Here is a 22,771-nt window from a genome sequence, read left to right as displayed (position 1 = left end):
CGTGTTCCTCTTGTCGAAAGGGTGGTGCGGGAGGGGTGGAGGGTCAGCTCTTCACGGCGCCGAGAAGGGCGCCCTTGGTGAAGTGCTTCTGCATGAAGGGCAGGACGATCAAGAGGGGGATCGTCGAGACGACGATCATTCCGTACTTGATCAGCTCGCCCAGGCGCTGGGCGGCGGCGTAGGAGTCCATCGCTCCGGAGCCGCCTGCGGAGGTGACCTCGGACTGGATCAGGACGTTGCGCAGCACCAGCTGGAGCGGGTACTTGCTCTCGTCGTCGAGGTAGATCAGGGCGTCGAAGAAGGCGTTCCAGTTGGCCACGAGGTGGATCATGATCATGAGGAAGATCAGCGGCTTCGACAGCGGCAGGACGATGCTGAAGAAGAAGCGGAAGTCGCTCGCGCCGTCCATCTGAGCGGCGTCGCGCAGCTCGCCCGGCACGTTGTTCTCGAAGAAGGCGCGGGCGATGATCAGGTTCCAGACCCCGACCGCGCCGGGCAGGACCACGGCCCAGATCGTGTCCAGCATCCCGAGGTCGCGCACCACCAGGTAGCGGGCGATCAGGCCTCCGTCGATGAACATCGTGAGGATGAAGATCAGGAGGAAGACGGTCCGCCCGTAGAGGTCCTTCCTCGACAGGGCGTAGGCCGCGCAGAGGATCGTGCTGACGCTGATCGCGGTGCCGACGACCGTGTACAGGACCGAGTTGCCGAAGCCCTGCCAGATCGCGCCGTCCGAGAAGATGCGCCCGTAGCCCTCGAGCGTGAAGCCGGCCGGCCAGAGCCAGACGTTCCCGTTGAGGATCTGCGACGGCTCGCTGAACGAGGCGATCACGATGAAGTACATCGGGTAGACGATCGCGACGATCGCCAGGAGCAGGACGGCGATCGCGATCGCGTTGAACACGGGGTCCGCGTACCGTCCGGTGCGCTTCGCCGGGGCGGTGCGGCGAGGGGGAGTCGGTGCCGACGGCTCGCGGACGGCGCGGTCGGGGTGGATGGTCTGTGTCATGGCGTCGTCACCAGAGGCTCGATTGGCCCGCACGGCGGGCGACCTGGTTGAAGGTCGCCAGCAGGACGAGGTTGATCAGGGAGTTGAAGAGGCCGATGGCGGCCGAGTAGCTGAACTGCGCCTGCTGCAGCCCCGCCTTGTAGACGTAGGTCTGGATCACCTCGGAGGTCGGGAGGTTGAGGTCGGTCTGCATGAGCAGGACCTTCTCGAATCCGAGGTTGAAGAGATTGCCGATCGCCAGGATGAACAGGATCGTGATCACCGGCAGGATGCCCGGGATGTCGATGTGGCGGATCCGCTGCCACTTGCTCGCTCCGTCGACGCGGGCGGCCTCGTGCAGAGCCGGGTCGATCGCGGTGAGGGCGGCGAGGTAGACGATCATCGAGAATCCGGCGTTCTGCCAGATGTCGGAGCCGATGTAGAGGGGCCGGAACCAGTCCGGCGAGCCCATGAAGAACACCGGCTCTCCCCCGAGGGCGACGATCGCGCTGTTCACGATCCCGGACCGCGGCGAGAAGAGCAGGTGGATCATGCCCACGACCACGACGACCGAGATGAAGGACGGCGAGTAGAGCACCGTCTGCGTGAACTTCTTGAACCGCTCGCTCTGCAGCTGGTTGACGATCAGCGCGAGCACGATCGGCACCGGGAAGGCGATGAGCAGCCCCAGGGCGTTCACCGTCAGGGTGTTCTCGATCAGGCGCCCGAACTGGAACGACGAGACGAAGCGGGTGAAGTTGTCCAGGCCCACCCACGGGCTGCCCGAGAAGCCGAGCGACGGGTTGTAGTCGCGGAAGGCGATCTGGGCGCCGTACATCGGCCAGTACTTGAACAGCGCCACGAAGACGAGCGCCGGGGTCAGTAGTACGTATAACTGCCAGGAGCGCAGGGCGCGCCTCGCAGCGGAGCCGAGGCGCTGCCTCGGGCTCAGGAGGCGCCGTGGCCGGGGGATCCCGGGGGCGGACTTCATCGTCGTCATGCGCGCACCTCTGCACTCGTCACCGATCCGCGGAGGACCAGTGAGCAATGGATGGGATGGGGTCGGGGCTCCTCGCGCGGTTCCGCGAGGAGGAGGGAGACGGCGTCGCGGGCCATGCGCTCGTGGGGGAGCGCGACGGTCGTGAGGCCGGGGTCGAGGTAGGAGGCGAGGGTCTCCTGGTCGTCGAAGCCGACGATGGAGCAGTCCTCGGGCACGCGGAGGCCGCGCGCCTCGAGAGCCCGGTAGGCGCCCCAGGCGGTGCGGTCGTTGCCGCAGAAGATCGCGGTGGGGGGATCGGCCTCGTCGAGGAGCTCCGCGGTGAGGGCGAGGCCGTCCTCGACGGTGCCGCCGGAGCCGTGCCGGACGAGGCGGGGGTCCACGGTGAGGCCCGCCTCCTCGAGGGCGCGGCGGTAGCCCGCCCGCCGTCCGACACCCGCGGGGAGGTCGCTGTCGGCGGGCTGGATGTCGATGTAGGCGATGCGGCGGTGGCCGGCGCCGGTCAGCTGGCGGGTGGCGGTGTACCCGCCCTCCTCCTCGTCCGGGAAGACGCTCGAGAAGCGCCCGCCGGCGGACTGCGCGTTCACGACCACGGTGGGCACGTCGCCCAGCGCCTCCGGCACCTCGACGACGCGGTGGTACATCGAGGCGTAGATGACGCCGAGCACGCGGTACGACAGCATTATGTCGATCGCCGACTCCTCGAGGGCGCGCTCGCCGAAGGTGTCGACGCTGAGGATGATGTGGCCGCTCTCCCAGGCCCGCATCTGCGCGCCCTTCAGCAGGCGGCCGGCGAAGGGGGAGCTGGCGACCTCGTCCGAGACGAAGCCGATCATCCCCGACTGCCCGCTGCGGAGCGACTTCGCGAAGGCGTTGGTGCGATAGCCAAGATCCTCGACCGCCTCCATCACGCGGGCTCGGGTGGCCTCGGTGACGCGGTTGCCGGGAGCGTTGTTGAGCACGAGGGACACGGTGGCCTGGGAGACGCCGGCGCGCTCCGCGACCTGCCTCATCGTCGCCGTTCGTCCGGCCATGACCCACCTCCTCGTGGTCTCGGTTATTCGTATAACTGGAAAGTACACATCCGAGAGCGCGGCGTCAACATACGATTCCGCGAGCCCCGGTCGGCACGTCGCGTGAACGCAGGAGTCGTCGTTCTGGAGCTCGAGTGCGACGACGTCCGCGTTCTCGCGGAGGGCGGCGTCAGCCGGAGGACTCCCGCGGCACGAGGCGGACGGGCATGGCCTGCACGCCCGCGGTCGGACGTCCGTGGATCGCGTTCGAGAGCTCCTCCGCGGCGGCGCGGCCGAGCGTGTCGAGCATCATGTCGATGCTCGAGAGCGGCGGGCGGGCGGCCTCGACGAGGAGGTCCCAGTTGTCGAAGCCGACGACGGCCACGTCCTGCGGCACCCGCCGGCCGGTCTCGCGCAGGTGGTCGAGGGTGCCGCGGGCGATCTGGTCGCTCGCGCAGATGATCGCGTCGAGGTCCGGATGCGCGCGCAGCAGCGTCTCTGCGCACTGGCGGCCCCAGCTCTCGGACCACTGCCCGAAGAGGACGCCGCCGCCGACCAGCGGGAGCCCCGCCTCCGTCAGCGCCTGCTCGACGCCCCGGGCGCGGTCGTGCGCGGCGGTGTAGCTCGGCTCGCCGTTGACGAGGGCGATCCTCGTCCGTCCGCGCTCGATCAGGTGGCGGGCGGCGAGGACGCCGGCCTGCACGTTGTCGGGCGTGAAGGAGGAGTCGCGCGGATCCTCCGAGGGCGCATAGGCGTAGACGACCGGCACCGGGATGGTGCGGGTGATCGAAGGGCGCGGGTTCGTCGTCCGGCCGAGCACCACGATCCCGTCGACGCGCTTGGCGAGCAGGTTCTTGATGTGGTGCTGCTCGCGGATCGAGTCGCCGCGGGCGTCGCAGAGGAGCACCGACGTCGATCCGGCGCCGAACGCGTCCTCGGCGCCGAGCAGCACGGGGAGCACGAAACGGTTGTCGAGGTCGTTCGTGAGCATCCCGATGGTGCCCGTGCGCCGGGAGTTGAGGGCCTGCGCGAACGGGTTCGGGGTGAAGGAGAGGGCCTCGGCGGCGTCCAGCACGCGCTGGCGGGTCTCGGCGCGCACCTGGTCGCGGCCGTTGAGCGCCTTGGAGGCTGTGGCGATCGAGACGCCGGCGGCGGCCGCCACGTCGGTGAGCGTGATGGTGCCGGTGGGCTTGCGTGGTGGCACCGCGCCTCCGTTCCGGGCCCGGCGGGCCGCCGCGTCGATCCTCGCACGACTCCGGCGAAAAACCGAAAAGACCGAAAAGGTCGCATCTCTTGACGCGCTGACCGCCCCTGCCTAGGTTTACCCGACAGAAAGTAGTTTCGGCCCGGCGCAGACGATCGGGACGACTGCCGAGGAATCCGTCAACGACGAAGGGATCATCCGTGAAGACGAGGAAGCACGCTCGGGGCCTCGCCGCCGCCGTCCTGCTGGGGACGGCCGCCGCCGCACTGACCGGCTGCGCGAGCGGCTCCGGGGGAGACTCCGGCTCCGCCGCGGGAGGCAGCTACACGTTCTGGGACCCGTACCCCCAGTTCGACGAGTCGTCCGACTGGGCGAAGCTCATCGACTCCTGCGGGACCGAGGCCGGCGTCACCGTCGAGCGCACCGGCTACGACACCACCGACCTGACCAACAAGGCGCTGCTCGCCGGTCAGCAGGGCAACTCGCCCGACCTCCTGCTCGTCGACAACCCCGTTGTCTCGACGCTCGCGGAGTCGGGCATCCTGACCACGACCGCCGAGTCCGGGCTCTCCACCGAGGGGATCGACGCGAACATCCTCGCGGCCGGCCAGACCGGCAGCGACACCTTCGGCGTGCCGATCGGCGCCAACACGCTCGCGCTGTACTACAACAAGGCCGTGCTCGAGAAGGCCGGCGTGGACGCCGCCTCCATCACCGACTGGGCCGGGCTGACCGACGCGCTCGAGAAGGTCACCGCCTCCGGCGGCAAGGGCATCACGTTCTCCGGCATCGGCACGGAGGAGGGGACCTTCCAGTTCCTGCCGTGGTTCTGGGGCTCCGGCGCCGAGCTGACCGACCTCGACTCGCCCGCCGCGGTCGACGCCGTCTCGCTCTGGAGCGACTGGCTCGAGAAGGGCTACGCGCCCAACTCCGTGATCGGCAACACGCAGACCACGAGCTGGCAGGAGTTCGAGACCGGCGAGTACGCGTTCGGCGAGAACGGCACCTGGCAGCTGGCCAACGCGAAGGCCTCGGGCATCGACTACGGCGTCCTGACCATCCCGTCGAAGGACGGCGGAGCGGCCCCCGCACCGACGGGAGGCGAGTTCCTCACCCTCCCGGTGCAGTCGGACACGGCGCGCTACGAGACCTCGAAGAAGATCGCCGAGTGCCTGACCTCGACGGAGAGCCTGGTCACGACCGACAACACGCTCTCGTACATCGCGCCGACGGCCGAGGCGCAGCAGGAGCAGGTCGCCGGCAACGCCGACCTCGAGCCGTGGGTCACCGCCGTGCAGGCCGCGAAGGGCCGCACCTCGGACGACCTCGGCACGAAGTACCCGAAGATCTCGGAGCAGCTGTGGGGCGCGGTGCAGACCGTGCTCAGCGGCTCGCAGTCTCCCGAGGACGCCCTGAAGGCCGCCCAGTCGGCCGCCGAATCCGCCACGAAGTAGGACGACCGGGGGCTCCCGCTCCCCGAACGAGGTCCCTCCGGCCGGTGCTCCGCGCACCGGCCGGAGGGACGGGAGAGACCATGACCACTGCCACCGAGACCGCCCGCCTCCTGCGGCGCGGCACCGAGCCGCCGGCCCCGCCCGCCCCGGCCGCCGAGAGCCGTCGGCGCCGCCGGCGCCCCGAAGGCGGCCGCCTGGTCGCGTGGGCGTTCCTCGCCCCGCTCGTCGCCTACCTGCTCGTCTTCTACGCGTTCCCGCTCTACCGCAACCTCGAGCTGAGCCTGAAGGACTACACGGTCCGCTCGTTCGTGCAGGGGAACGCGCCCTTCGTCTGGTTCGACAACTACGTCCAGGTGTTCCAGGACGCGACCTTCGGCCCGGCGCTGCTGCACACGGCGGTCTTCACCGGCGTCTCGCTCCTCTTCCAGTTCACGCTGGGGCTGGCGCTCGCCGTGTTCTTCTACCGCCGCTTCCCGCTCGCGAGCACGCTCCGGGCGCTGTTCCTGGTGCCGTGGCTCCTGCCGCTGATCGTCTCGGCCTCGACCTGGTCGTGGATGCTCAACAGCGACTCCGGCATCGTGAACGCGTTCCTGGAGTCGTTCGGGATCGGCCAGATCAACTGGCTCACCTCGCCGACCACCTCGCTGATCGCGGTCCTGATCGCGAACATCTGGATCGGCATCCCGTTCAACCTGGTGATCCTCTACTCCGGCCTGCAGAACATCTCGCAGGACCTCTACGAGGCGGCCTCGCTCGACGGCGCGACCGGCGCCCAGCAGTTCTGGCGGATCACGCTGCCGCTGCTGCGGCCGGTGTCGGCGATCACGATCCTGCTCGGCCTCGTCTACACGCTGAAGGTGTTCGACATCATCTGGATCATGACGAAGGGCGGCCCCGCCGACTCCTCGACCACGCTCGCCACCTGGACGTACCAGCTCGGCTTCGGCTCGATGCTGCCCGATTTCGGACCGGCCGCGGCCGTCGGCAACCTGCTGATCATCCTGGCCCTCGTCTTCGGTCTCGTGTACATCCGGGTCCAGCGGAAGCAGGCCGACTCGTGACCGCCCGACGCCCCTGGTACCTGACGGTGGTCGGGATCGCCCTCACGGCGGTCATGCTGTTCCCCGTCTACTGGATGATCAACGTCTCCCTCACTCCGACCGGCTCGATGCGGAAGGATCCGCCGGACTGGTTCCCGTTCTCTCCCACGTTCACCGGCTACCAGGCGGTGCTGAGCGAGCAGCTGCCCTACCTGGGCACCAGCCTCGTCGTCGGCCTCGGCACGGTGCTGCTGACCGTGGCGATCGCCGCTCCCGCCGCCTACTCGCTGGCGAAGCTGCGGCCCCGCGGCGGGCAGGCCCTCTCGTTCGTGCTGCTGATCGCGCAGATGATCCCGGCGATCATCATGGCGATGGGCTTCTACGCCATCTACCTCAACCTGGGGCTGCTCAACTCGATCCCGGGCCTGATCGTGGCCGACTCCACCATCGCGGTGCCGTTCGGCGTGCTGATCTTCACGGCCTTCATGTCGGGGATCCCCGACGAGCTCACCCAGGCGGCCCGGATGGACGGAGCGAGCGCCTGGCGCACCTTCACCTCGGTGATCATGCCGATCAGCCGCAACTCCGTCGTCACCGTCTCGCTGTTCGCGTTCCTCTGGGCCTGGTCGGACTTCATCTTCGCCTCGACGCTCGACAGCGGAGGGAAGCTCCAGCCGATCACCCTCGGCATCTACAAGTACATCGGCAACAACAACCAGGAGTGGAACTCGATCATGGCGACCGCCGTGGTCGCCTCGCTCCCGGCAGCCGTCCTCCTCGTCGTCGCCCAGCGGTACGTCTCGGCGGGAGTCACCGCCGGCGCCGTCAAGGACTGACCCGTCCCTCCAAGGAGACACCGTGACCCTCACCGCCCCCACCGCCACCGCCCTCGGCGGCCCGGTCGCCCCCTCGCGGAGCGTGCTCCGGCCGCTCCGCCAGGACGAGATCAGCCTCACCGGCGGCTTCTGGAAGCACTACCAGGACCTCAACTCCTCCGCCGTCATCGAGCACTGCCGCTCGTGGATCGAGCGCGTCGGCTGGGCCGGCAACTTCGACCGCGCGGCCGACGGCTCGATCTCGTCCGCCGAGGGCGGCGACGCGCACGCGGGCATCGAGTTCGTGGACTCCGAGGTCTACAAGCTCCTCGAGGCCATGGCCTGGGAACTCGGCCGGAGCGACGACACCGGGCTGCAGGAGCGGTACGACGACCTCGTCGCGCGGGTCGCCTCCGCCCAGGACCCGGACGGCTACCTGCACACGAGCTTCGGCCGGCCCGGCCAGCGTGCGCGCTACTCCGACCTGGAGTGGGGCCACGAGCTGTACAGCTTCGGGCACCTGATCCAGGCCGCCGTGGCGCGGCTCCGCACCGGGCACGACGACCTCCTGCCGCAGGTCGCCCGACGGCTCGCCGACCACGTGCACCGCGAGTTCGGGCCCGAGGGGAGGGTCGCCGTGTGCGGCCACCCCGAGATCGAGCCGGCGCTCGCCGAGCTGGCGCGGGCGACGGGGGAGGAGCGCTACCTCGAGCTGGCCCGCCTCTTCGTGGAGCGGCGCGGGACGGGGACGCTGAAGCCGATCGCGTTCGGCGCCGAGTACTTCCAGGACGACGTGCCCGTGCGCGACGCGGAGGTGCTGCGCGGCCACGCGGTGCGGGCCCTCTACCTCGCCTCCGGGGCTCTCGATGTCGCGGTCGAGACCGGCGACGCCGAGCTGGAGGAGGCGGTCCGCCGCCAGTGGGAGGCGACCGTCGAGCGGCGCACCTACGTCACGGGCGGGATGGGCTCGCACCACCAGGACGAGGCGTTCGGCGCCGACTACGAGCTGCCGCCGGACCGCGCCTACGCCGAGACCTGCGCGGCGATCGGCTCCACGATGCTCAGCTGGCGGCTCCTGCTCGGCTCGAACGAGCACCGCTACGCGGACCTGATGGAGCGGACGCTGCTGAACGCGGTGCTCCCCGCCACCCGCGACGACGGCCGCGCCTTCTTCTACACGAACACGCTGCAGCAGCGCGTCGACGGAGTGGCGCCGGACGAGTCGCGCGAGACCGACCGCGCGCAGTCCAGCCTCCGCGCGCCCTGGTTCTGGGTCTCGTGCTGCCCGACCAACACCGCCCGCACCCTCGCGAGCGTCGAACTCGGCTTCGCGACCGCCACCGACGACGGGGTGCAGCTCCACCAGTACGGCGCGTACGAGGTGCGCACCGGAGGCGTCGCGCTGCGCGTCGAGACGGAGTACCCGGCCGACGGCGAGATCGTCGTGCGGATCCTCGAGGACGCGGAGTTCGCGTTGACGCTGCGGGTGCCGCCGTTCGCGCGGGGCTCGGCGCTGCTCGACGGCGAGCCGGTCTCGACGCCGACCGTCACCGTCCGCCGGGCGTTCTCCGCCGGCGACACCGTGCGGCTCTCGCTGCCGATGACGGCCCGCTTCGTCGCCCCGCATCCCCGGATCGACGCGGTGCGCGGCCAGGTCGCCCTCGAGCGCGGGCCGTTCGTGCTGGCGATCGAGTCGCTCGACCTGCCCGAGGGCCTGGACACCGAGCACATCGCGGTCGACGCCTCGGTGCCGCCCGTCGTGACGGCGGAGGGAGCGCGCGTGTCCCTCGTGGCGCGGGAGGCGGCTCCCGGCTGGCCCTACGGTTCCGTGCCGGTGGAGGAGGGGCGCTGCTTCGAGGCGGAGTTCCGGCCGTACCACCGCTGGGCGAACCGCGGACCGTCGACGATGCGGATCTGGACGCCGACGGCCTGACGGGCGCCGCTCGCGAGAACGCAGAAGTCGTCGCACTCGAGTGTGAGTGCGACGACGCCTGCGTAGTGGCTGCCGTTGCGGCGCCGTGCGCTCAGATCCAGCCGCGCTCGCGGGCCTCGATCACCGCGCGCTGCCGGGTGTCGACGTCGAGCTTGCGGAGGATCGACGAGACGTGGTTGCGAACGGTGCCGGAGGAGAGGTGCAGCGCCGCGCCGATCTCGCCGATCGTCTCGCCGCGGGAGCCGGCGCTGAGCACGTCGAGCTCGCGGTCGGTCAGCGGGCTGCGCGTGCTCGCCAGGGCGTCGGCGGCGATCTCCGGATCGACGTAGCGGCGTCCGCTCGCGACCTGGCGGATCACCTCGGCGACGTCCTCGACCCGGCGCGACTTCGGCAGGAAGCCGCTGACGCCCGCTCCGAGCGCTCGCCGCAGGACCCCCGGCCGCGCGTGCCGGGTGACGACCACGACCCGCGTCGCCGAGACCCGGCGCAGCCGCTCCGCCGCCTCGATCCCGTCGAGCCCGGGCATCTCGACGTCGAACAGGCACACGTCGGGCTGCAGGCGCAGCGCCTCCGCGACCGCCTGCTCGCCGTCGCGGCACTCGCCCACGATCTCGAGGTCCTCCTCGAGGCGGAGGAGCGCGGCCAGCGCCGTGCGGATCATGTCCTCGTCGTCGGCGATCAGCACCCGGATCACGAGTCGATCCCCACCGGCAGGCGCGCGTCCAGCTCGAAGGAGCGGCGGACCGCCCCGGCGCGCAGCGTCCCGCCCGCGCGCTCGACCCGCTCCGCCATGCCGAGGACGCCCGAGCCGGTCCCGTCCGCCTCCTCCGCGTCCGGTGCCAGGTCGTTCACCGCCTCGAACCGCCACTCGTCCCGCTCCCGCGCGAGCCGCAGCCGCGCGCTGGAGCCGCCGCCGTGCTTGAGGATGTTGGTCGTCGTCTCGCGGACCACCGGCCCGAGCGTCTCGGCCGGCGCGTGAGCCGCCGCCGGGTCGACCTCGAGCTCGACGCGGAGCCCGGCCGAGCGGAGCAGGTCGGCGGCGTTGGCCAGCTCGTCGGCGAGCGGGACGCTGCGGAAGCGCGTCGCCAGCTCGCGGGTGCCGGTGCGGGCGCCGTCGACCGAGCGCTGGGCGGCGCGCAGCTGCTCGAGAGCGGCCTCGGGGTCGCTGCCGAGGAGGCGCTCGGCGAGCTCGAGCTGCAGCGCGATGACCTGGAGGTGGTGGCCCTGGAGGTCGTGCACGTCGCCGGCGAGCAGCAGGCGCTCCTGCGCGGCGGCGAGCCGGCCCTCGGCGGCGCGCGCCCGGTCGAGCTCGCGGACGATGTCCCACCACCACAGCGCGCTGACGACCGTCAGGGGCAGCAGTGTCGCGAACAGCAGGAGGGTCGAGAGCGCGGCCGACGCGTCCGGCGCCGCGCGCGTCTGCTCGAGCACCGCCGCGACCGCGAGGACGATCGTGCAGAGCACCATCACCCGGAGCCGCACGCCGCTCTGCCAGGGCAGCACGGCGACCAGGGTCGCGGCGAGCGAGAGCCCGAGCGCGAGGCTCCCGGCGGCCGTGCCGGTGAGCGCGGCGGCCGCCACTCCGAGGCAGAAGACCAGGGTCGGCGCGGCCCGGAGGCGCACCGGGCCCTCGCGGTCGGCGCGCCGGTACGCGAGCGCGGTCGGCGAGAACACCGCGACCCAGGCGGCCGCGCCCAGGAAGTAGGCGGCCTTCCGCCACTCCTCGGCCTCGGCGCTCAGCACCGCCACGGACCAGACGGCCAGGACGACCACCACGAAGGAGGCGGCCGACGCGAGGGTGTACCACCAGGTCACGGCGACGCCGCGGCCTGCGCGCACGGGCGGATCCGCCTCGGTCGTGTTCACCATGCGGCCCAGGCTACGACCATGACACTTGTCACCCCTCGGGCCGTCGATCCTCCCGGGACGCGGTGATCCGGCGGCACTGCCGCAGCGGGCGCGGACACGGTCGGATGGAGGAGTCCCGAGAGCCGGGGCCACGTACCGGAAGGCACGACCATGACGATCATCAGCGACGCGATCCTCGGATTCCAGGACCTGATCGGCCGCGTTCCCGAGCTCGTGCAGCCCCTCGTCGTCGCCGCGGCCGGGGCCGTCCCCTTCATCGAGGGCGAGGGAGCGGCGAGCATCGGGATCATCGGCGGCATCCACCCGGTCGTCGCCGGGCTTGCGGGGGCGATCGGCAACTTCGTCTGCGTGGCGCTGCTCGTGCTGCTGGGCACCGGCGTCCGCTCGGCGATCACGGGCCGCTCGGAGGCGAAGCGGACGACTCCGCGGCGCGAGAAGTTCCAGCGGGCCTTCACCCGCTACGGCGTCCCGGGCGTGAGCCTGCTGGGGCCGCTGCTGCTCCCGACGCACTTCACCGCGGTGATGCTGGCGGGCGCCGGAGTCGGCCGAGGGCGGATCCTGCTCTGGCAGGGCGTCGCGATCGCGCTGTGGACGACGGTGCTGACGGTGATCGTCGGGCTCGCGGTCTCGGGCGCGACGCAGGCGGGCTGAGCGGGCCGGACACGGTCCTGAAGCGTGGAACCCCGGTCGCGTAGAGGCGTTCGCGCCACCGGTCAGTGCCGGATGCGCCGTCCCGGTCCGCCGTCCGGATCCGCCGGGCCGGCGGACTGCAGGTGGGTGTGCAGGCGGATGAGGGTGTCGCGCAGCCGGGTCTTGACGGTGCCGAGCGGGATCGACAGCTCCTCCGCGATCTCGGAGTGGCTGTACCCGCGGACGTAGGCGAGGTAGAGGACGTCGTGGTGGATGGCGGCGAGCTGCCGGATCGCGCCGGCCGCGGGCGCCAGGGCCAGCCGGACGTCCGAGCGCTCCCACTCGTGATCGCGCGGCCGGTCGAGGACCGTGTACTGCAGCTCCCGGCGCCGCGCCGACCGGTCCGCCCGGGCGCGGTCCACGGCACGGCGGTGCGCGACCTGGGCCAGGAAGGCGAGCACGGGACGGCCCGGGTCGAGCGAGCGCGCGGTGCGCCAGAGCTCGAGGTAGACCTCCTGCGCGACCTCCTCGGCTGCGGCGCGGTCGTCGAGCACGGCGTCCGCGACGGAGACGACCCGGCCCGCGGTGAGCGAGTAGAGCTGCCGGAAGGCGGTCCGGTCGCCCGCGCAGACCCGCAGCAGCAGGGCCGCTGACCGCGCAGGGCCGTCCCCGGGCTCACGCCGCTTGCCCGTCATCGTCGACACAGGGCTCAGCCTGGCACCGCGGACGCGCTCCTCCCGGGGTCGTGCCCCGAGAGGTGGCCCCCATTAGAGGCTCACTTCTGCTCGCGTCCGCTGATGTGCGCCGCCCGACCCCCACTCTGCCCAGGGCCGGCCGTTCGCAACCGAGGCCCGGAGCGTCCGACAGTGGCCATCAGGCCGGTGCCGGGCCGCTCGACCTCGGTTGCGGACGGGCTCAGACGGCGACGCGCGCGTTCGACTGCGCGAGGAGAGCGACCGAGCGCAGGCGCGCCTCCGTCTGCAGCGACGCGTGGGCGACGATGACCTCGTCGGCGTCGGCGGAGCGGGCGAAGTCGGCGGCGTAGTCAGCCACCTGGTCGCCGGTGCCGACACCGGTGTAGGTGGTCATGCTCGCGACGTGGGCGCCGATCGGGGCGCTGAGCAGGGCGTCGAGCTCCTCATCGTCGAAGGTCTGGCCGACGGGGATCTGCCCGCTCTGGCGCAGCAGCATCATCAAACGGGCGCGCTTCATCTGCGCGAACTGTTCCTGCGCGTCCTCCTCGGTGTCGGAGGCGATGGCGTTCATCCCGGCGATCACGTAGGGCGCGTCGAGCTGCTCGGAGGGGCGGAAGCCGCGGCGGTACTCCGCGACGGCCTGGTGCAGCGCGTCCGGAGCGAAGTGCGAGGCGAACGCGTACGGCAGGCCCAGCGCGGCGGCCAGCTGCGCGCCGAAGAGCGAGGAGCCGAGGATGTAGAGGGGGACGCGGGTGCCGGCACCGGGCGTCGCGCTCACTCCGGGGATGCGGGACTCGCCGGCGAGGAAGGCCTGCAGCTCCAGCACGTCCTGCGGGAAGCGCTCGGAGGAGTCGGGGTCGCGGCGGAGCGCGCGGAAGGTCGCCTGGTCGCTGCCAGGGGCGCGGCCGAGTCCGAGGTCGATCCGGCCCGGGTGCAGCGTCTCGAGGGTGCCGAACTGCTCGGCGATGGTGAGCGGGGAGTGGTTCGGCAGCATGACGCCGCCGGAGCCGAGGCGGATCGTGGAGGTCTGCGAGGCGACGTGCGCGATGAGCACCGAGGTCGCGCTGGAGGCGATGCTCGCCATGTTGTGGTGCTCGGCGTACCAGACGCGGCGGTAGCCGTTCCGCTCGGCCTCCTGGGCCAGGGCGACGGAGGCGGCGAAGCTGTCGCGAGCGGTCTCACCGGGGGCGATGGGGGCGAGGTCGAGGATGGAGAGGGGAACGCTCATGGTGAGGGCAACGCCCGCGACGGCTCCGGTGTTCCCGTCGCGGGCGCCGTCCTCACGCCTCGGGGATGTCGCGGCCGTACGCCTCCAGCGTCACGGCCTCGGGCTCCGGTCCGCCGCGCACGCCGGCCTCGAGGGCGTCGATCCGGGCGAGCTCCGAGCCGGAGAGCGCGAAGTCGAACACGTCGATGTTCTCGGCGATGCGCTCGGGGCGGGTCGACTTCGGGATGACCTGGCGGCCCTCCTGCAGGTGCCAGCGCAGCATCACCTGCGCGGCCGTCTTCCCGTACTTGGCGCCGAGCTCGAGGAGCACCGGGTCGTCGAAGCTGCGGCGCGGGGAGTCGCGGTAGGCGGTGATGCCGCCGATCGGCGACCAGGCCTGGGTGAGGATGTCGTTCTCGCAGCCGAACCGCTCGACCCGCCGCTGCTGGAAGTACGGGTGCACCTCGAGCTGGTTCACCGCGGGGACGACGTCGGTCTCGGCGAGCAGGCGGGTGAGGTGCTCGACCATGAAGTTGCTCACGCCGATCGCCCGCACCCTCCCGTCGGCGAGCAGCCGTTCGAGCGCCCGGTAGGCGTCGAGGGTGCGGTCGAAGGCCTCGGGCAGGGCCTGGTGCAGGATCAGCAGGTCGATCCGCTCGACGCCGAGCTTGCCCGCGCTCTTGTCGAAGGCGTGCAGCGTCTCGTCGTAGCCGTAGTCGCTGATCCACACCTTCGTCTCGAGGAAGACGTCGTCGCGGCCGGCGATCGCCTCGCCCACCTCGCGCTCGTTGCCGTAGGCCGCCGCCGTGTCGATGTGCCGGTACCCCGCGTCGAGCGCGGCGGCGACGGCGGCGCGGGTCTCGTCGGGCGGAGTCTGGAAGACGCCGAGTCCGAGGGCGGGGATCTCGACACCGTTGTGGAGAGTGAACGTGTTCATGAGCCCACGCTACGTCCGCAGACGCCGAGTCGCCCGAGAAGCCGCGCGCGACTCCTCAGGCGACCCCGTCGCTCCGGCCCTGCTCAGCCGTCGATCGGCAGCAGGATCCCCTTCACCGTCTCGTCCGTGGCGAGGAACTCCTGCACGGCCGGATCCTGGAAGGCCTGGACGAGCTTCTTCACGTTCTCGGTGTCGCGGTACTTCGAGCCGATGGTGAGCTGCCCGGCGAAGTCGTCGGGGGCCTGCGGGGCGAAGATCTGCTGCTCGATCGGGATGCCGGCGGCGAGGTAGTACTCGGTGTAGCCGACGGCTGCGTCGAGGTCCGGCAGCGCGCGCGACTGGGCGGCGAAGTCGAGCAGGGTGAACTGCAGGTTCTTCGGGTTCTCGGCGATGTCGTCCTGGGTCGCGGTGCCCGGCTCCGTGCCCGGCTTCAGCGTGATCAGGCCGGCGTTCTGCAGCAGCCAGAGGCCCTGCGCCTCGTTGGCGGGATCGGAGTAGAGCGAGACCGTGCCGCCGTCGGGGATCTGGGAGACGTCGGAGTACTTGTCGCTCCAGAGCCCGAAGCCCCAGCGGAAGACGGGGGTGGCCGCCTCCTCCTCGAAGTCGGGGTTGGCCTCGAGCACCTGTCCCAGCCAGAGCTTGTGCTGGTAGACCGTGGCCGCGACCTCGCCCTCGCTCACCGCGCGGTTGATGGTGTTGCTGTCCGAGAGCCCCTTGAAGGCGACGGTGATGCCGTAGCGCGGCGCCACCTCCTTCGCGACGAAGTCGACCAGGGCCTGCTCGGAGGCATTGCCCTCGGCGGTCGCGACGTAGAGCGTCGCTCCCTCCTGCTCGTTGGCCGAGACGGCGGGGGAGAGGAGCGGGACGGCGATCGCGGAGGCGACGCCGACCACGACGACGGCCGCTCCGGCGATCCAGGGCCAGCGGCGCTTCTTCTTGAGATCGAATCCGAGGTCGTCGGGAGTGGACATGGCGGTGCCTTTCGAAGAGGGGGTGCGCGGGCGCGCGGGAGGGGCGCCCGAGGGCGCAGGAGGAGGAGTGGTGGTTCTAGACGGCGGCCGCGACCCGCGGCGCTCGCCGCGAGCGGGAGGCGCCGGGCGTGGTCGCGCGGACGAGGGCGTCGCCGGTGAGCTGCACGGTCGCGACGGTGGCGACCAGGATCACGATGGTGGCGAGCATGACGGTGGTGTCGAAGCGCTGGTAGCCGTAGGTCACCGCGACGTAGCCGATGCCGCCGGCGCCGATCGTGCCGGCGATCGCCGAGTACTCGATCATCGCGATCGTGTTGATCGTCAGGCCGCCGATGATCTGCGGCACCGCCTCGCTCAGCTGGGCGGTCCGCACCACCTGCAGCCGCGACGCTCCGGAGGCGCGGGCGACGCGGGTGAGCGAGAGCGGCACGCTGCGCAGCGCGTTCTCGACGATCCGGGTGAAGAAGGCGATCCCCGCGATCGACATCGGCACGACGGCGGCCGCGATCCCGATGTTGGTGCCGGTGATCAGGCGCGTGAACGGCATGATCGACGCCATCAGGATGAGGAACGGCAGCGAGCGGCCGACGCTAATCACGGCGCTGAGCACCTGGTGCGCGGCCCGGTTCTCGGCCAGCCCGCCCGGAGCGAGGTTGTGCACGAGAGCGCCCAGCGGCACGCCGACCAGCACCACGATCGCCATGACGATGCCGACCATGATCAGCGTCTCGCCGAGCGCCGGCAGCACCAGCGCGGGGATCTGCTCGAGCGGGACCTTGTTGTCGAGGTGGAGGATCATGCCGCCACCTCCTCGGCGAGGACGCGCACGCCGGCGGGCCGGACCGACAGGCCGAGCTCGGCCGCCGCACGGGTGAGCCGCGCCTCGTCGACCGGGCCGAGCCCGATCGTCGCGTGGCCGACCGCCTGCCCGTCCACCGTCTCGATCGCCGCGCCGAGCAGCGAGACGGGGCCGACCGCCTCCGCGAGCCGGGTGACCCAGTCGGTCGGCACTCCGGAGCGGGAGTAGCCCACTACCCATTCGCCCAGACCCGGGCCGGGCGCGACGGAGGGGCGCACCGGGTTGAGGGCGAGGCCGAGCGGGGACGCGGGGTCGCGCAGCAGGTCGACGAGGCGCCCCGACTCCACGATGCGGCCGTGGTCGAGGCGGGCGACGGAGTCGGCCACCTGGCGCACCGTCTCCATCTCGTGGGTGATGAAGAGGATCGAGAGGCCCAGGTCGTCGCGCAGCTCCTTCAGGAGCGTGGTGATCGCGGTGGTCGAGGCGGGGTCGAGGCCCGAGGTCGCCTCGTCGGAGAGCAGCACCGAGGGGCGGAGGGCGAGCGCGCGGGCGATGCCGACGCGCTGGCGCTGACCACCGGAGAGCTGGTGCGGGTAGTAGCGGGCGCGGTCCGAGAGGCCGACGCGCTCGAGCAGCTCCGCGACGCGGTGCTTCGTCTCGGCGGCGGTGACGCCGAGGTACTCCAACGGCAGGGCCACGTTCTGCTCGGCCGTGCGGCGGCTGAAGAGTCCGTCGGACTGGAAGACGGTGCCGATGCGGCGGCGGGCGACGCGCAGCCGCTCCTCCGAGAGCTGCGAGAGCGCCTCCCCGTTGACGACGACCGTGCCCGAGGTGGGCCGCTCGAGGAGGTTCACGCAGGCGGCGAGCGTGCTCTTGCCCGCACCGCTCGGGCCGACGACGGCGAAGATCTCGCCGGTCGCGACCGAGAAGTCGAGGCGGTCGAGCACGGTCGCCGGACCGTACGACTTGCTGAGCTGCTCGAGCCGGATCATCGCGTTCCTTCGGACGGGTCGGGCGGCCGCGGCCTCTCCGCGTCGTCCCGGACACGATGATGGAGCACCGCGGGCCCGCCCGTCCCGGCCCGCGTCGCCCGGCGTAACCCTTCGTCGCCGGGCGTAACAGTGCGCGGGGCGGAGGGGGTCGCGGCCGCGAGACGCGACAGGACCGCCGCGGCCGGCAGCACGCGGGCTACCGTGACCGGATGCAGCCGAAGTGGGAGTCGACGACCATCGAGCGCGCCTTCGACGAGGGGTGGTCGGACGAGCCGATGGGGACGAAGGAGAAGTTCTGGCTCGTCGCCGACGGCGATCTGTGGCTCTTCAAGTTCGCCCGCCAGCGAGGAGACGAGACCCGCGGTGAGGACTGGGCGGAGTGGGTGTCGTTCCATCTCGCGCGGATGCTCGACGTCCCGTGCGCGGAGATCCGACCTGCGACGGTGGGCGGTCGGCGCGGAATCATGTCGAGGAACGTCATCGAGCGCGAGCAGATCCAGAGCCTCGAGATCGGGAACAGCCTGCTGCGCCACTCCGATCGCCACTACGACCACGCTCGGAGGCGGCCCAACGACCGCTACACCGTCGATGCGGTGAGACGTGCTCTCGACGGCGTCGACGCTCCTGCAGGCTTCGACGCCGTCGCCGGACTGAGCGGTTTCGACGTGTGGGCGGGCTACCTGCTGTTCGATGCCTGGGTAGCTGGACGGGATCGACACGACGAGAACTGGGCCGTCATCGCCGGACGCGGTCATCGGACCCTCTCGCCCTCGTTCGATCACGGCAACGCCCTCGGGTTCCAGGAGACCGAGGAGAAGCGCGCCGCCTGCCTCGCCGATGAGGCTCTCTTCGACCGGTGGGTGCGGAGAGGAAGGAGTCACCATTTCGCCGGGAGACCGCTGCTGGTCGACCTCGCAGCGGAGGCCCTCGCGGCGGCCTCTCCGGAGGCGCAGGCGTTCTGGCCTGCTCGGCTCCGAGCGGTCGATCCCTCTGCGGTCCGCGAGGTCCTCGCGGCGGTTCCTCCGACCCTGATGTCGGAGACGTGCGCTAGTTTCACGGAAGGACTGCTGGCAGCGACACGGAGGAGGATCCTCGATGACTCTCCTCGTTGATCGACCGGCGCCGCGTCCGACCCCTGGTGTCCGCGAGCTGCTGCTCGTCTGGCAGAACCCTCGTACTCGCCGGTTCCTCCGCGCGGCGGTGCTGTCCGTCGGGGTCGACGGCTTCCTCTTCCGGTACGAGCCGGCGGCTGTCGCCGACGAGGACTTCTTCCCGCTCGCGGAGTTCCCCCGTGTGGACGCGGAGTACCGGAGCTCGGCCCTTCCGCCGTTCTTCGCCAACAGGGTGATGTCGTCCGAGCGCGGCTCGTACGAGGAGTACCTGGGGTGGCTCGGTCTCGAGGCGGCGTCCCCCGACCTGCCCGTCGAGATCATGGTCCGGACCGGCGCGGCGCGAGCGACCGACACCTTCCATGTCGTGGAGAAGCCTCTCCGCACCGCGCAGACCCTCATCAGTCGTTTCTTCGTGTCGGGAGTCCGCCATCGGGCCGAGCTCCCGCTTCCGGTGCTGCCTCTCGAGCAGGGCGACGGGCTGGTCCTCGTGCCCGACGCCTCGAACCTCCGCAACCCGGAGGCCTACGAGGTGGCCTCGGTGTCCGGCGAGCGGATCGGATGGGTGCCGGACTGGCTGTGCGGTGAGGTCGCCGCGCTCGTGGCGTCCGGATGGGAGGTCGAGGCGGTCGCCGAGAAGGTGAACCCCGAGGCCCCGTCCCACGTCCAGGTGCTCTGCCGGATCACCGCGACCCTGCGTCACTGAACCCGCTCCCGCTCAGCTCGCGGCGGCCGCCGCGCGGGGGCTCTCGGCGCTCGCCTCGCGGTCGAAGCGCTCGCGGCTGAAGACCTGGTCGGCGGTCGTCAGGGCGAGGCCGATCACGCCGGCCAGCTCGCCCAGGTCCGACGTGTGGATGGTCAGGTGCCGCGTGGCGAGCGGGTGGGTGCGCAGGTAGACGCGCTCGCGCAGGCCCGACATCAGCACCTCGCCGCAGTCGCCGAGCTGGCCCGAGATCACGATGGTCCGCGGGTTGAGGATGTTGACGAGGTCGGCGACCGCCTCGCCGAGGACGCGGCCGGCCTGGCGCACCGCCTGGGTGGCGCGCATGTCGCCGCGGAGCACGCGGGCCGTGACGTCGGCGACGTGCTTGATCGAGGGGTCGTCGGCCGAGAGGTCGCGGACGAGGGCCCAGCCGCTCGCATACGCCTCCACGCAGCCGGCGTTGCCGCAGCGGCAGGGCAGCGGATCCGCGTCGACCGTGCCCGTGACCGCGCGGGTGTGGCCGATGTCGCCGGCCGCGCCGACGGCTCCGCGGATCGTCGCTCCGTTGAAGACGAGGCCCGAGCCGATGCCGGTGCCGAGCTTCAGGCTGATCAGGTTGTCGGAGCCGTGGTGGCGCGACTCGGCGAGGGCGCGGGCGTTCGCGTCGTTCTCGATGACTACCTGCACGCCCTCGTACGGCTCGGCGAAGTAGCCGGCGATGTCGAAGTCGTCCCAGCCGGTCATGATCGGCGGGTTGCGCACGCGCCCGGCGGCGAACTCGACCGGCCCCGGGACTCCGACGCCGATGCCGGCGACCGCGTCGCCCTGCTGCAGCCGCTCGAACGCGGCGATCACCAGCGAGAGCACGGCGTCCGGTCCCTCCCAGACGTCGACGACGCCGCTCTCGTGCCGGAGGGGGGTGCCGCGCAGGTCGCAGGCGGCGGCGACGAATCCGCTCGCCCCGATGTCGGCGGTGAGGAACACCGTGCCGACCAGGTTCATCGCGAACATGCTCGAGGGGCGCCCGCCGGTCGACTCGCCGCCGGTGGTGGGGGCGATCAGGCCGAGCTCCACGAGGGTCGCGAGGCGCTGGTTGACGGTGGAGCGGGAGAGCCCCGTCTGCTCCATCACCGCGTTGCGCGAGACCTCGCCCTGCTCGCGGAACAGCGCGAGGACGTCGGCCACGTGCGAACCGGCCTCGCCGGTGGAGTACCCCGTCATCGCTCCCCCTCTTGTCACGGTCAGCGTACATGCCTGCCGACGGGAAACCTGAAGTTCCCCGACTTTCGTATTGCGGTAACGCGAAAGCCCGGGTAGTTTTCACACACCGGCACGCAGTGGTGCCACTGATCCTCAAGGATGACGATGAACCGCACAGCACGCCGCCTCCTCCCGGTTCTCGCACCGGTCGGCGCCCTCGCACTCCTCCTCACCGGCTGCGCCTCGGGTGGCGACACGGCCGCCGGCGGCTCCGGATCGACCAAGGTCGCCGCGGTCATCAAGGGCCTCGACAACCCCTTCTTCCAGGCGATGGAGAACGGCATCGAGGACACCGCGAAGGACGACTCCGTGGACGTCTCGGTGCAGGCCGCCGCCGACATCGGCGACACCACCGGCCAGGCCGACAAGCTCACCACGGTCGCCGGCCAGGACTTCGGCTGCCTGATCGTCAACCCGATCAGCGGCACGAACCTGGTGCAGGCCCTCGCCTCCGCCACCGGCAAGACGATCGTCAACATCGACAGCCCGCTCGACCCCGACGCGGTCGAGGCCGCGAACCTCGACGTCACCACCTACATCGGCACCGACAACGAGGCCGCGGGCGGCAAGGCCGGCGACTTCCTCCTGCAGCAGCTGCCCGCCGGCTCCGAGGTCGCCGTCATCGGCGGAGTCTCGGGAGACGTCACCAGCGCCGCCCGCGTCGACGGCTTCACCGCCGCGATCGGCTCCGACCTCACCGTCGTCCAGGAGGCCGCGGCCGACTGGAAGCGCGAGGTCGCGCTGACCAAGGCGACCGACATCCTCGCCGCGAACCCCGACGTGAAGGCGTTCTTCGCCGCGAACGACGACATGGGCCTCGGCATCGTCAAGGCCGTCGAGAACGCGGGCCTCACCGGCTCCGTCCAGGTGGTCAGCGTCGACGGCAACGAGGACGCGCTGCAGTCGGTGAAGGACGGCGGCCTCACCGCCACCGTCGCCCAGTACCCCTACGCGATCGGCCAGCTCGGCGTGCAGGCGTGCGAGGCCGTCGGCGCCGGCGAGGAGATCCCCGCCGAGATCGAGTCGCCCACCGCGCTCGTGACCTCCGAGACCGCGGAGCAGGCCCTCGGCGCCTTCCCCCAGCCGTTCGAGGAGTTCGACAACCCGCTCGCCGCGCTCGTCCCCAGCAAGTAGGACCTCCCGCCCATGGCAACCCAGGAAGCGACCATGACCTCAGTCACCGCCCGACCCCCGGCCAGCGCCTCCCCGCTGCTGGCGAACCTCCGTCAGCTCAGCTTCTGGGCCGAGAACGCCGCACCGATCGGGCTCGTCGCCCTGGTGATCGTGTTCTCGATCGCGACGCCGACGTTCCTCAGCCTCGGCAACATCAAGGCGATGCTCGTCGCCGCCGCGATCCTGGTCATCCTCTCGATCGGCCAGTCCTTCGTCATCACCACCGGCGGCATCGACCTCTCGATCTCGGCGACGATGACCGTCGGAGCGGTCGGCTTCGGCATCGGCTGGAGCGCCGGCTGGGGCTTCTGGCTCTCGGCGCTCGCGGCCCTGCTCTTCGCGGGGCTGATCGGAGTGATCAACGGCTTCCTGATCGCGAAGGGCAAGGTCACCGACTTCATCGCGACACTGGGCACGCTCTCGGTGGCGACCGGCCTCGCGCTGATCGTCTCCGACGGCAAGCCGATCACGGTCGGCAGCCCCGAGCTGCTCCGCCTCACCACCGGCTCGATCGGGATCATCGGCTACCCGATCATCCTGGCCGCGGTCATCGGAGTCGTCGCCTGGGTCGTCATGTTCCGCACCCGCTTCGGCCTGCACGTGCAGGCGGTCGGCGGCAACGAGGAGAGCGCGGTCGCCAACGGCATCAAGGCAGGACGCGTGCGCATCGCGGTGTACATCATCGCCGCCGTCCTCGCCGGAGTCGGCTCGCTCCTCCTCGTCGCCCGCGTCGGCGCCGCGGAGCCGGCCATCAACACGCAGTACCTGCTCAACTCCATCGCGGCCGTCGTGCTCGGCGGAGTGAGCCTCACCGGCGGCAAGGCCAAGATCGTCGGCCCGATCATCGGAGCGTTCCTCCTGACCGCGCTGACCAACGGCCTGACCCTGCTCGGCGTCTCGCAGTTCTACCAGCCCCTCGCCGTCGGCCTGGTGGTCGTGCTCGCCGCCCTCATCACCCGCTACCAGAAGAAGTGAGCCCAGC

General features: G+C 71.3%; 22 protein-coding genes. 9 read left to right on the top strand and 13 right to left on the bottom strand.

The window, feature by feature from the left end; translation table 11 throughout:
• Positions 1–43: 43 nt before the first annotated feature.
• The 4 genes from C5C54_RS07110 to C5C54_RS07095 all read right to left on the bottom strand — a co-directional run bounded on the left by C5C54_RS07110 (position 44) and on the right by C5C54_RS07095 (position 4,202).
• Positions 44–1,009: a carbohydrate ABC transporter permease gene (locus tag C5C54_RS07110; protein WP_104288046.1), complete on the bottom strand. Its 966-nt coding sequence runs from the start codon at positions 1,007–1,009 to the stop codon at positions 44–46.
• A gap of 7 nt (positions 1,010–1,016) precedes the next feature.
• Positions 1,017–1,988, bottom strand: a complete 972-nt coding sequence (locus tag C5C54_RS07105; protein ID WP_244229528.1) for a sugar ABC transporter permease — start codon at positions 1,986–1,988, stop codon at positions 1,017–1,019.
• The gene (locus C5C54_RS07100; protein WP_104288045.1) at positions 1,985–3,019 is read right to left on the bottom strand and encodes a LacI family DNA-binding transcriptional regulator; all 1,035 of its coding nucleotides are present in this window, start codon (positions 3,017–3,019) and stop codon (positions 1,985–1,987) included. The genes C5C54_RS07105 and C5C54_RS07100 overlap by 4 nt, the downstream gene beginning before the upstream one ends.
• 169 nt (positions 3,020–3,188) lie before the next feature.
• Positions 3,189–4,202 (bottom strand): LacI family DNA-binding transcriptional regulator, encoded by a 1,014-nt coding sequence (locus C5C54_RS07095; protein ID WP_104225800.1) that lies wholly within the window; start codon positions 4,200–4,202, stop codon positions 3,189–3,191.
• A 200-nt stretch (positions 4,203–4,402) separates the two neighbouring features.
• On the opposite strand from C5C54_RS07095, the gene C5C54_RS07090 reads away from it, so the two are divergent.
• The 4 genes from C5C54_RS07090 to C5C54_RS07075 all read left to right on the top strand — a co-directional run bounded on the left by C5C54_RS07090 (position 4,403) and on the right by C5C54_RS07075 (position 9,444).
• Positions 4,403–5,656 carry an extracellular solute-binding protein gene (locus C5C54_RS07090; RefSeq protein WP_104225801.1) on the top strand — a complete coding sequence of 418 codons (1,254 nt, stop codon included), beginning with the start codon at positions 4,403–4,405 and terminating at the stop codon, positions 5,654–5,656.
• Positions 5,657–5,736: 80 nt separating this feature from the next.
• Positions 5,737–6,717 (top strand): carbohydrate ABC transporter permease, encoded by a 981-nt coding sequence (locus tag C5C54_RS07085; RefSeq protein ID WP_104247032.1) that lies wholly within the window; start codon positions 5,737–5,739, stop codon positions 6,715–6,717.
• Complete coding sequence (locus C5C54_RS07080) at positions 6,714–7,532, top strand: carbohydrate ABC transporter permease (protein ID WP_104222699.1); 819 nt, start codon at positions 6,714–6,716, stop codon at positions 7,530–7,532. Before C5C54_RS07085 ends, C5C54_RS07080 begins: the two co-directional genes overlap by 4 nt.
• A 22-nt stretch (positions 7,533–7,554) precedes the next feature.
• On the top strand, positions 7,555–9,444 hold the full coding sequence (locus tag C5C54_RS07075; protein ID WP_104288044.1) for a glycoside hydrolase family 127 protein: 1,890 nt from the start codon (positions 7,555–7,557) through the stop codon (positions 9,442–9,444).
• A gap of 91 nt (positions 9,445–9,535) precedes the next feature.
• On the opposite strand, the gene C5C54_RS07070 is transcribed toward C5C54_RS07075, so the two are convergent.
• Both C5C54_RS07070 and C5C54_RS07065 read right to left on the bottom strand, forming a co-directional pair.
• Positions 9,536–10,138 carry a response regulator transcription factor gene (locus tag C5C54_RS07070; RefSeq protein WP_104222701.1) on the bottom strand — a complete coding sequence of 201 codons (603 nt, stop codon included), beginning with the start codon at positions 10,136–10,138 and terminating at the stop codon, positions 9,536–9,538.
• On the bottom strand, positions 10,135–11,313 hold the full coding sequence (locus C5C54_RS07065) for a sensor histidine kinase (protein WP_104288043.1): 1,179 nt from the start codon (positions 11,311–11,313) through the stop codon (positions 10,135–10,137). The genes C5C54_RS07070 and C5C54_RS07065 overlap by 4 nt, the downstream gene beginning before the upstream one ends.
• Positions 11,314–11,463: 150 nt before the next feature.
• Here C5C54_RS07065 and C5C54_RS07060 point away from each other — a divergent pair, with 150 nt between their 5' ends.
• On the top strand, positions 11,464–11,964 hold the full coding sequence (locus C5C54_RS07060; RefSeq protein ID WP_104225805.1) for a small multidrug efflux protein: 501 nt from the start codon (positions 11,464–11,466) through the stop codon (positions 11,962–11,964).
• Positions 11,965–12,026: 62 nt separating this feature from the next.
• Here C5C54_RS07060 and C5C54_RS07055 read toward each other — a convergent pair whose 3' ends face one another.
• The 6 genes from C5C54_RS07055 to C5C54_RS07030 form a co-directional block, all read right to left on the bottom strand.
• Positions 12,027–12,638 carry a sigma-70 family RNA polymerase sigma factor gene (locus tag C5C54_RS07055; RefSeq protein ID WP_258063255.1) on the bottom strand — a complete coding sequence of 204 codons (612 nt, stop codon included), beginning with the start codon at positions 12,636–12,638 and terminating at the stop codon, positions 12,027–12,029.
• Positions 12,639–12,858: 220 nt separating this feature from the next.
• Complete coding sequence (locus C5C54_RS07050; protein WP_104247036.1) at positions 12,859–13,866, bottom strand: LLM class flavin-dependent oxidoreductase; 1,008 nt, start codon at positions 13,864–13,866, stop codon at positions 12,859–12,861.
• A 52-nt stretch (positions 13,867–13,918) separates the two neighbouring features.
• Positions 13,919–14,782, bottom strand: a complete 864-nt coding sequence (locus C5C54_RS07045; protein WP_104222706.1) for an aldo/keto reductase — start codon at positions 14,780–14,782, stop codon at positions 13,919–13,921.
• A gap of 83 nt (positions 14,783–14,865) precedes the next feature.
• Positions 14,866–15,753, bottom strand: a complete 888-nt coding sequence (locus tag C5C54_RS07040) for a MetQ/NlpA family ABC transporter substrate-binding protein (protein ID WP_104257783.1) — start codon at positions 15,751–15,753, stop codon at positions 14,866–14,868.
• A 76-nt stretch (positions 15,754–15,829) separates the two neighbouring features.
• Complete coding sequence (locus C5C54_RS07035) at positions 15,830–16,552, bottom strand: methionine ABC transporter permease (protein ID WP_104222708.1); 723 nt, start codon at positions 16,550–16,552, stop codon at positions 15,830–15,832.
• Entirely contained in the window at positions 16,549–17,544 is a 996-nt protein-coding gene (locus C5C54_RS07030; protein ID WP_104262564.1) for a methionine ABC transporter ATP-binding protein, read from the bottom strand. Before C5C54_RS07030 ends, C5C54_RS07035 begins: the two co-directional genes overlap by 4 nt.
• Before the next feature lie 209 nt (positions 17,545–17,753).
• Between C5C54_RS07030 and C5C54_RS07025 the strand changes: the two genes are divergently transcribed.
• Together C5C54_RS07025 and C5C54_RS07020 are read left to right on the top strand one after the other, a co-directional pair.
• Positions 17,754–18,656: a hypothetical protein gene (locus tag C5C54_RS07025; RefSeq protein ID WP_104222710.1), complete on the top strand. Its 903-nt coding sequence runs from the start codon at positions 17,754–17,756 to the stop codon at positions 18,654–18,656.
• Positions 18,640–19,359 (top strand): hypothetical protein, encoded by a 720-nt coding sequence (locus C5C54_RS07020; RefSeq protein ID WP_146078800.1) that lies wholly within the window; start codon positions 18,640–18,642, stop codon positions 19,357–19,359. The genes C5C54_RS07025 and C5C54_RS07020 overlap by 17 nt, the downstream gene beginning before the upstream one ends.
• A gap of 12 nt (positions 19,360–19,371) precedes the next feature.
• Here C5C54_RS07020 and C5C54_RS07015 read toward each other — a convergent pair whose 3' ends face one another.
• The gene (locus C5C54_RS07015; RefSeq protein WP_104225808.1) at positions 19,372–20,577 is read right to left on the bottom strand and encodes an ROK family transcriptional regulator; all 1,206 of its coding nucleotides are present in this window, start codon (positions 20,575–20,577) and stop codon (positions 19,372–19,374) included.
• Positions 20,578–20,721: 144 nt separating this feature from the next.
• Here C5C54_RS07015 and C5C54_RS07010 point away from each other — a divergent pair, with 144 nt between their 5' ends.
• Both C5C54_RS07010 and C5C54_RS07005 read left to right on the top strand, forming a co-directional pair.
• Positions 20,722–21,750 (top strand): substrate-binding domain-containing protein, encoded by a 1,029-nt coding sequence (locus tag C5C54_RS07010; RefSeq protein WP_104222713.1) that lies wholly within the window; start codon positions 20,722–20,724, stop codon positions 21,748–21,750.
• A gap of 33 nt (positions 21,751–21,783) precedes the next feature.
• Positions 21,784–22,764, top strand: coding sequence for an ABC transporter permease (locus tag C5C54_RS07005; RefSeq protein ID WP_104222714.1), 981 nt, complete (start codon positions 21,784–21,786; stop codon positions 22,762–22,764).
• Positions 22,765–22,771 lie beyond the last annotated feature (7 nt).

It is taken from the genome of Rathayibacter sp. AY1F2 (assembly GCF_002930885.1).
Classification (GTDB): domain Bacteria; phylum Actinomycetota; class Actinomycetes; order Actinomycetales; family Microbacteriaceae; genus Rathayibacter.
This window is presented reverse-complemented; position numbering and strand designations above follow the sequence as displayed.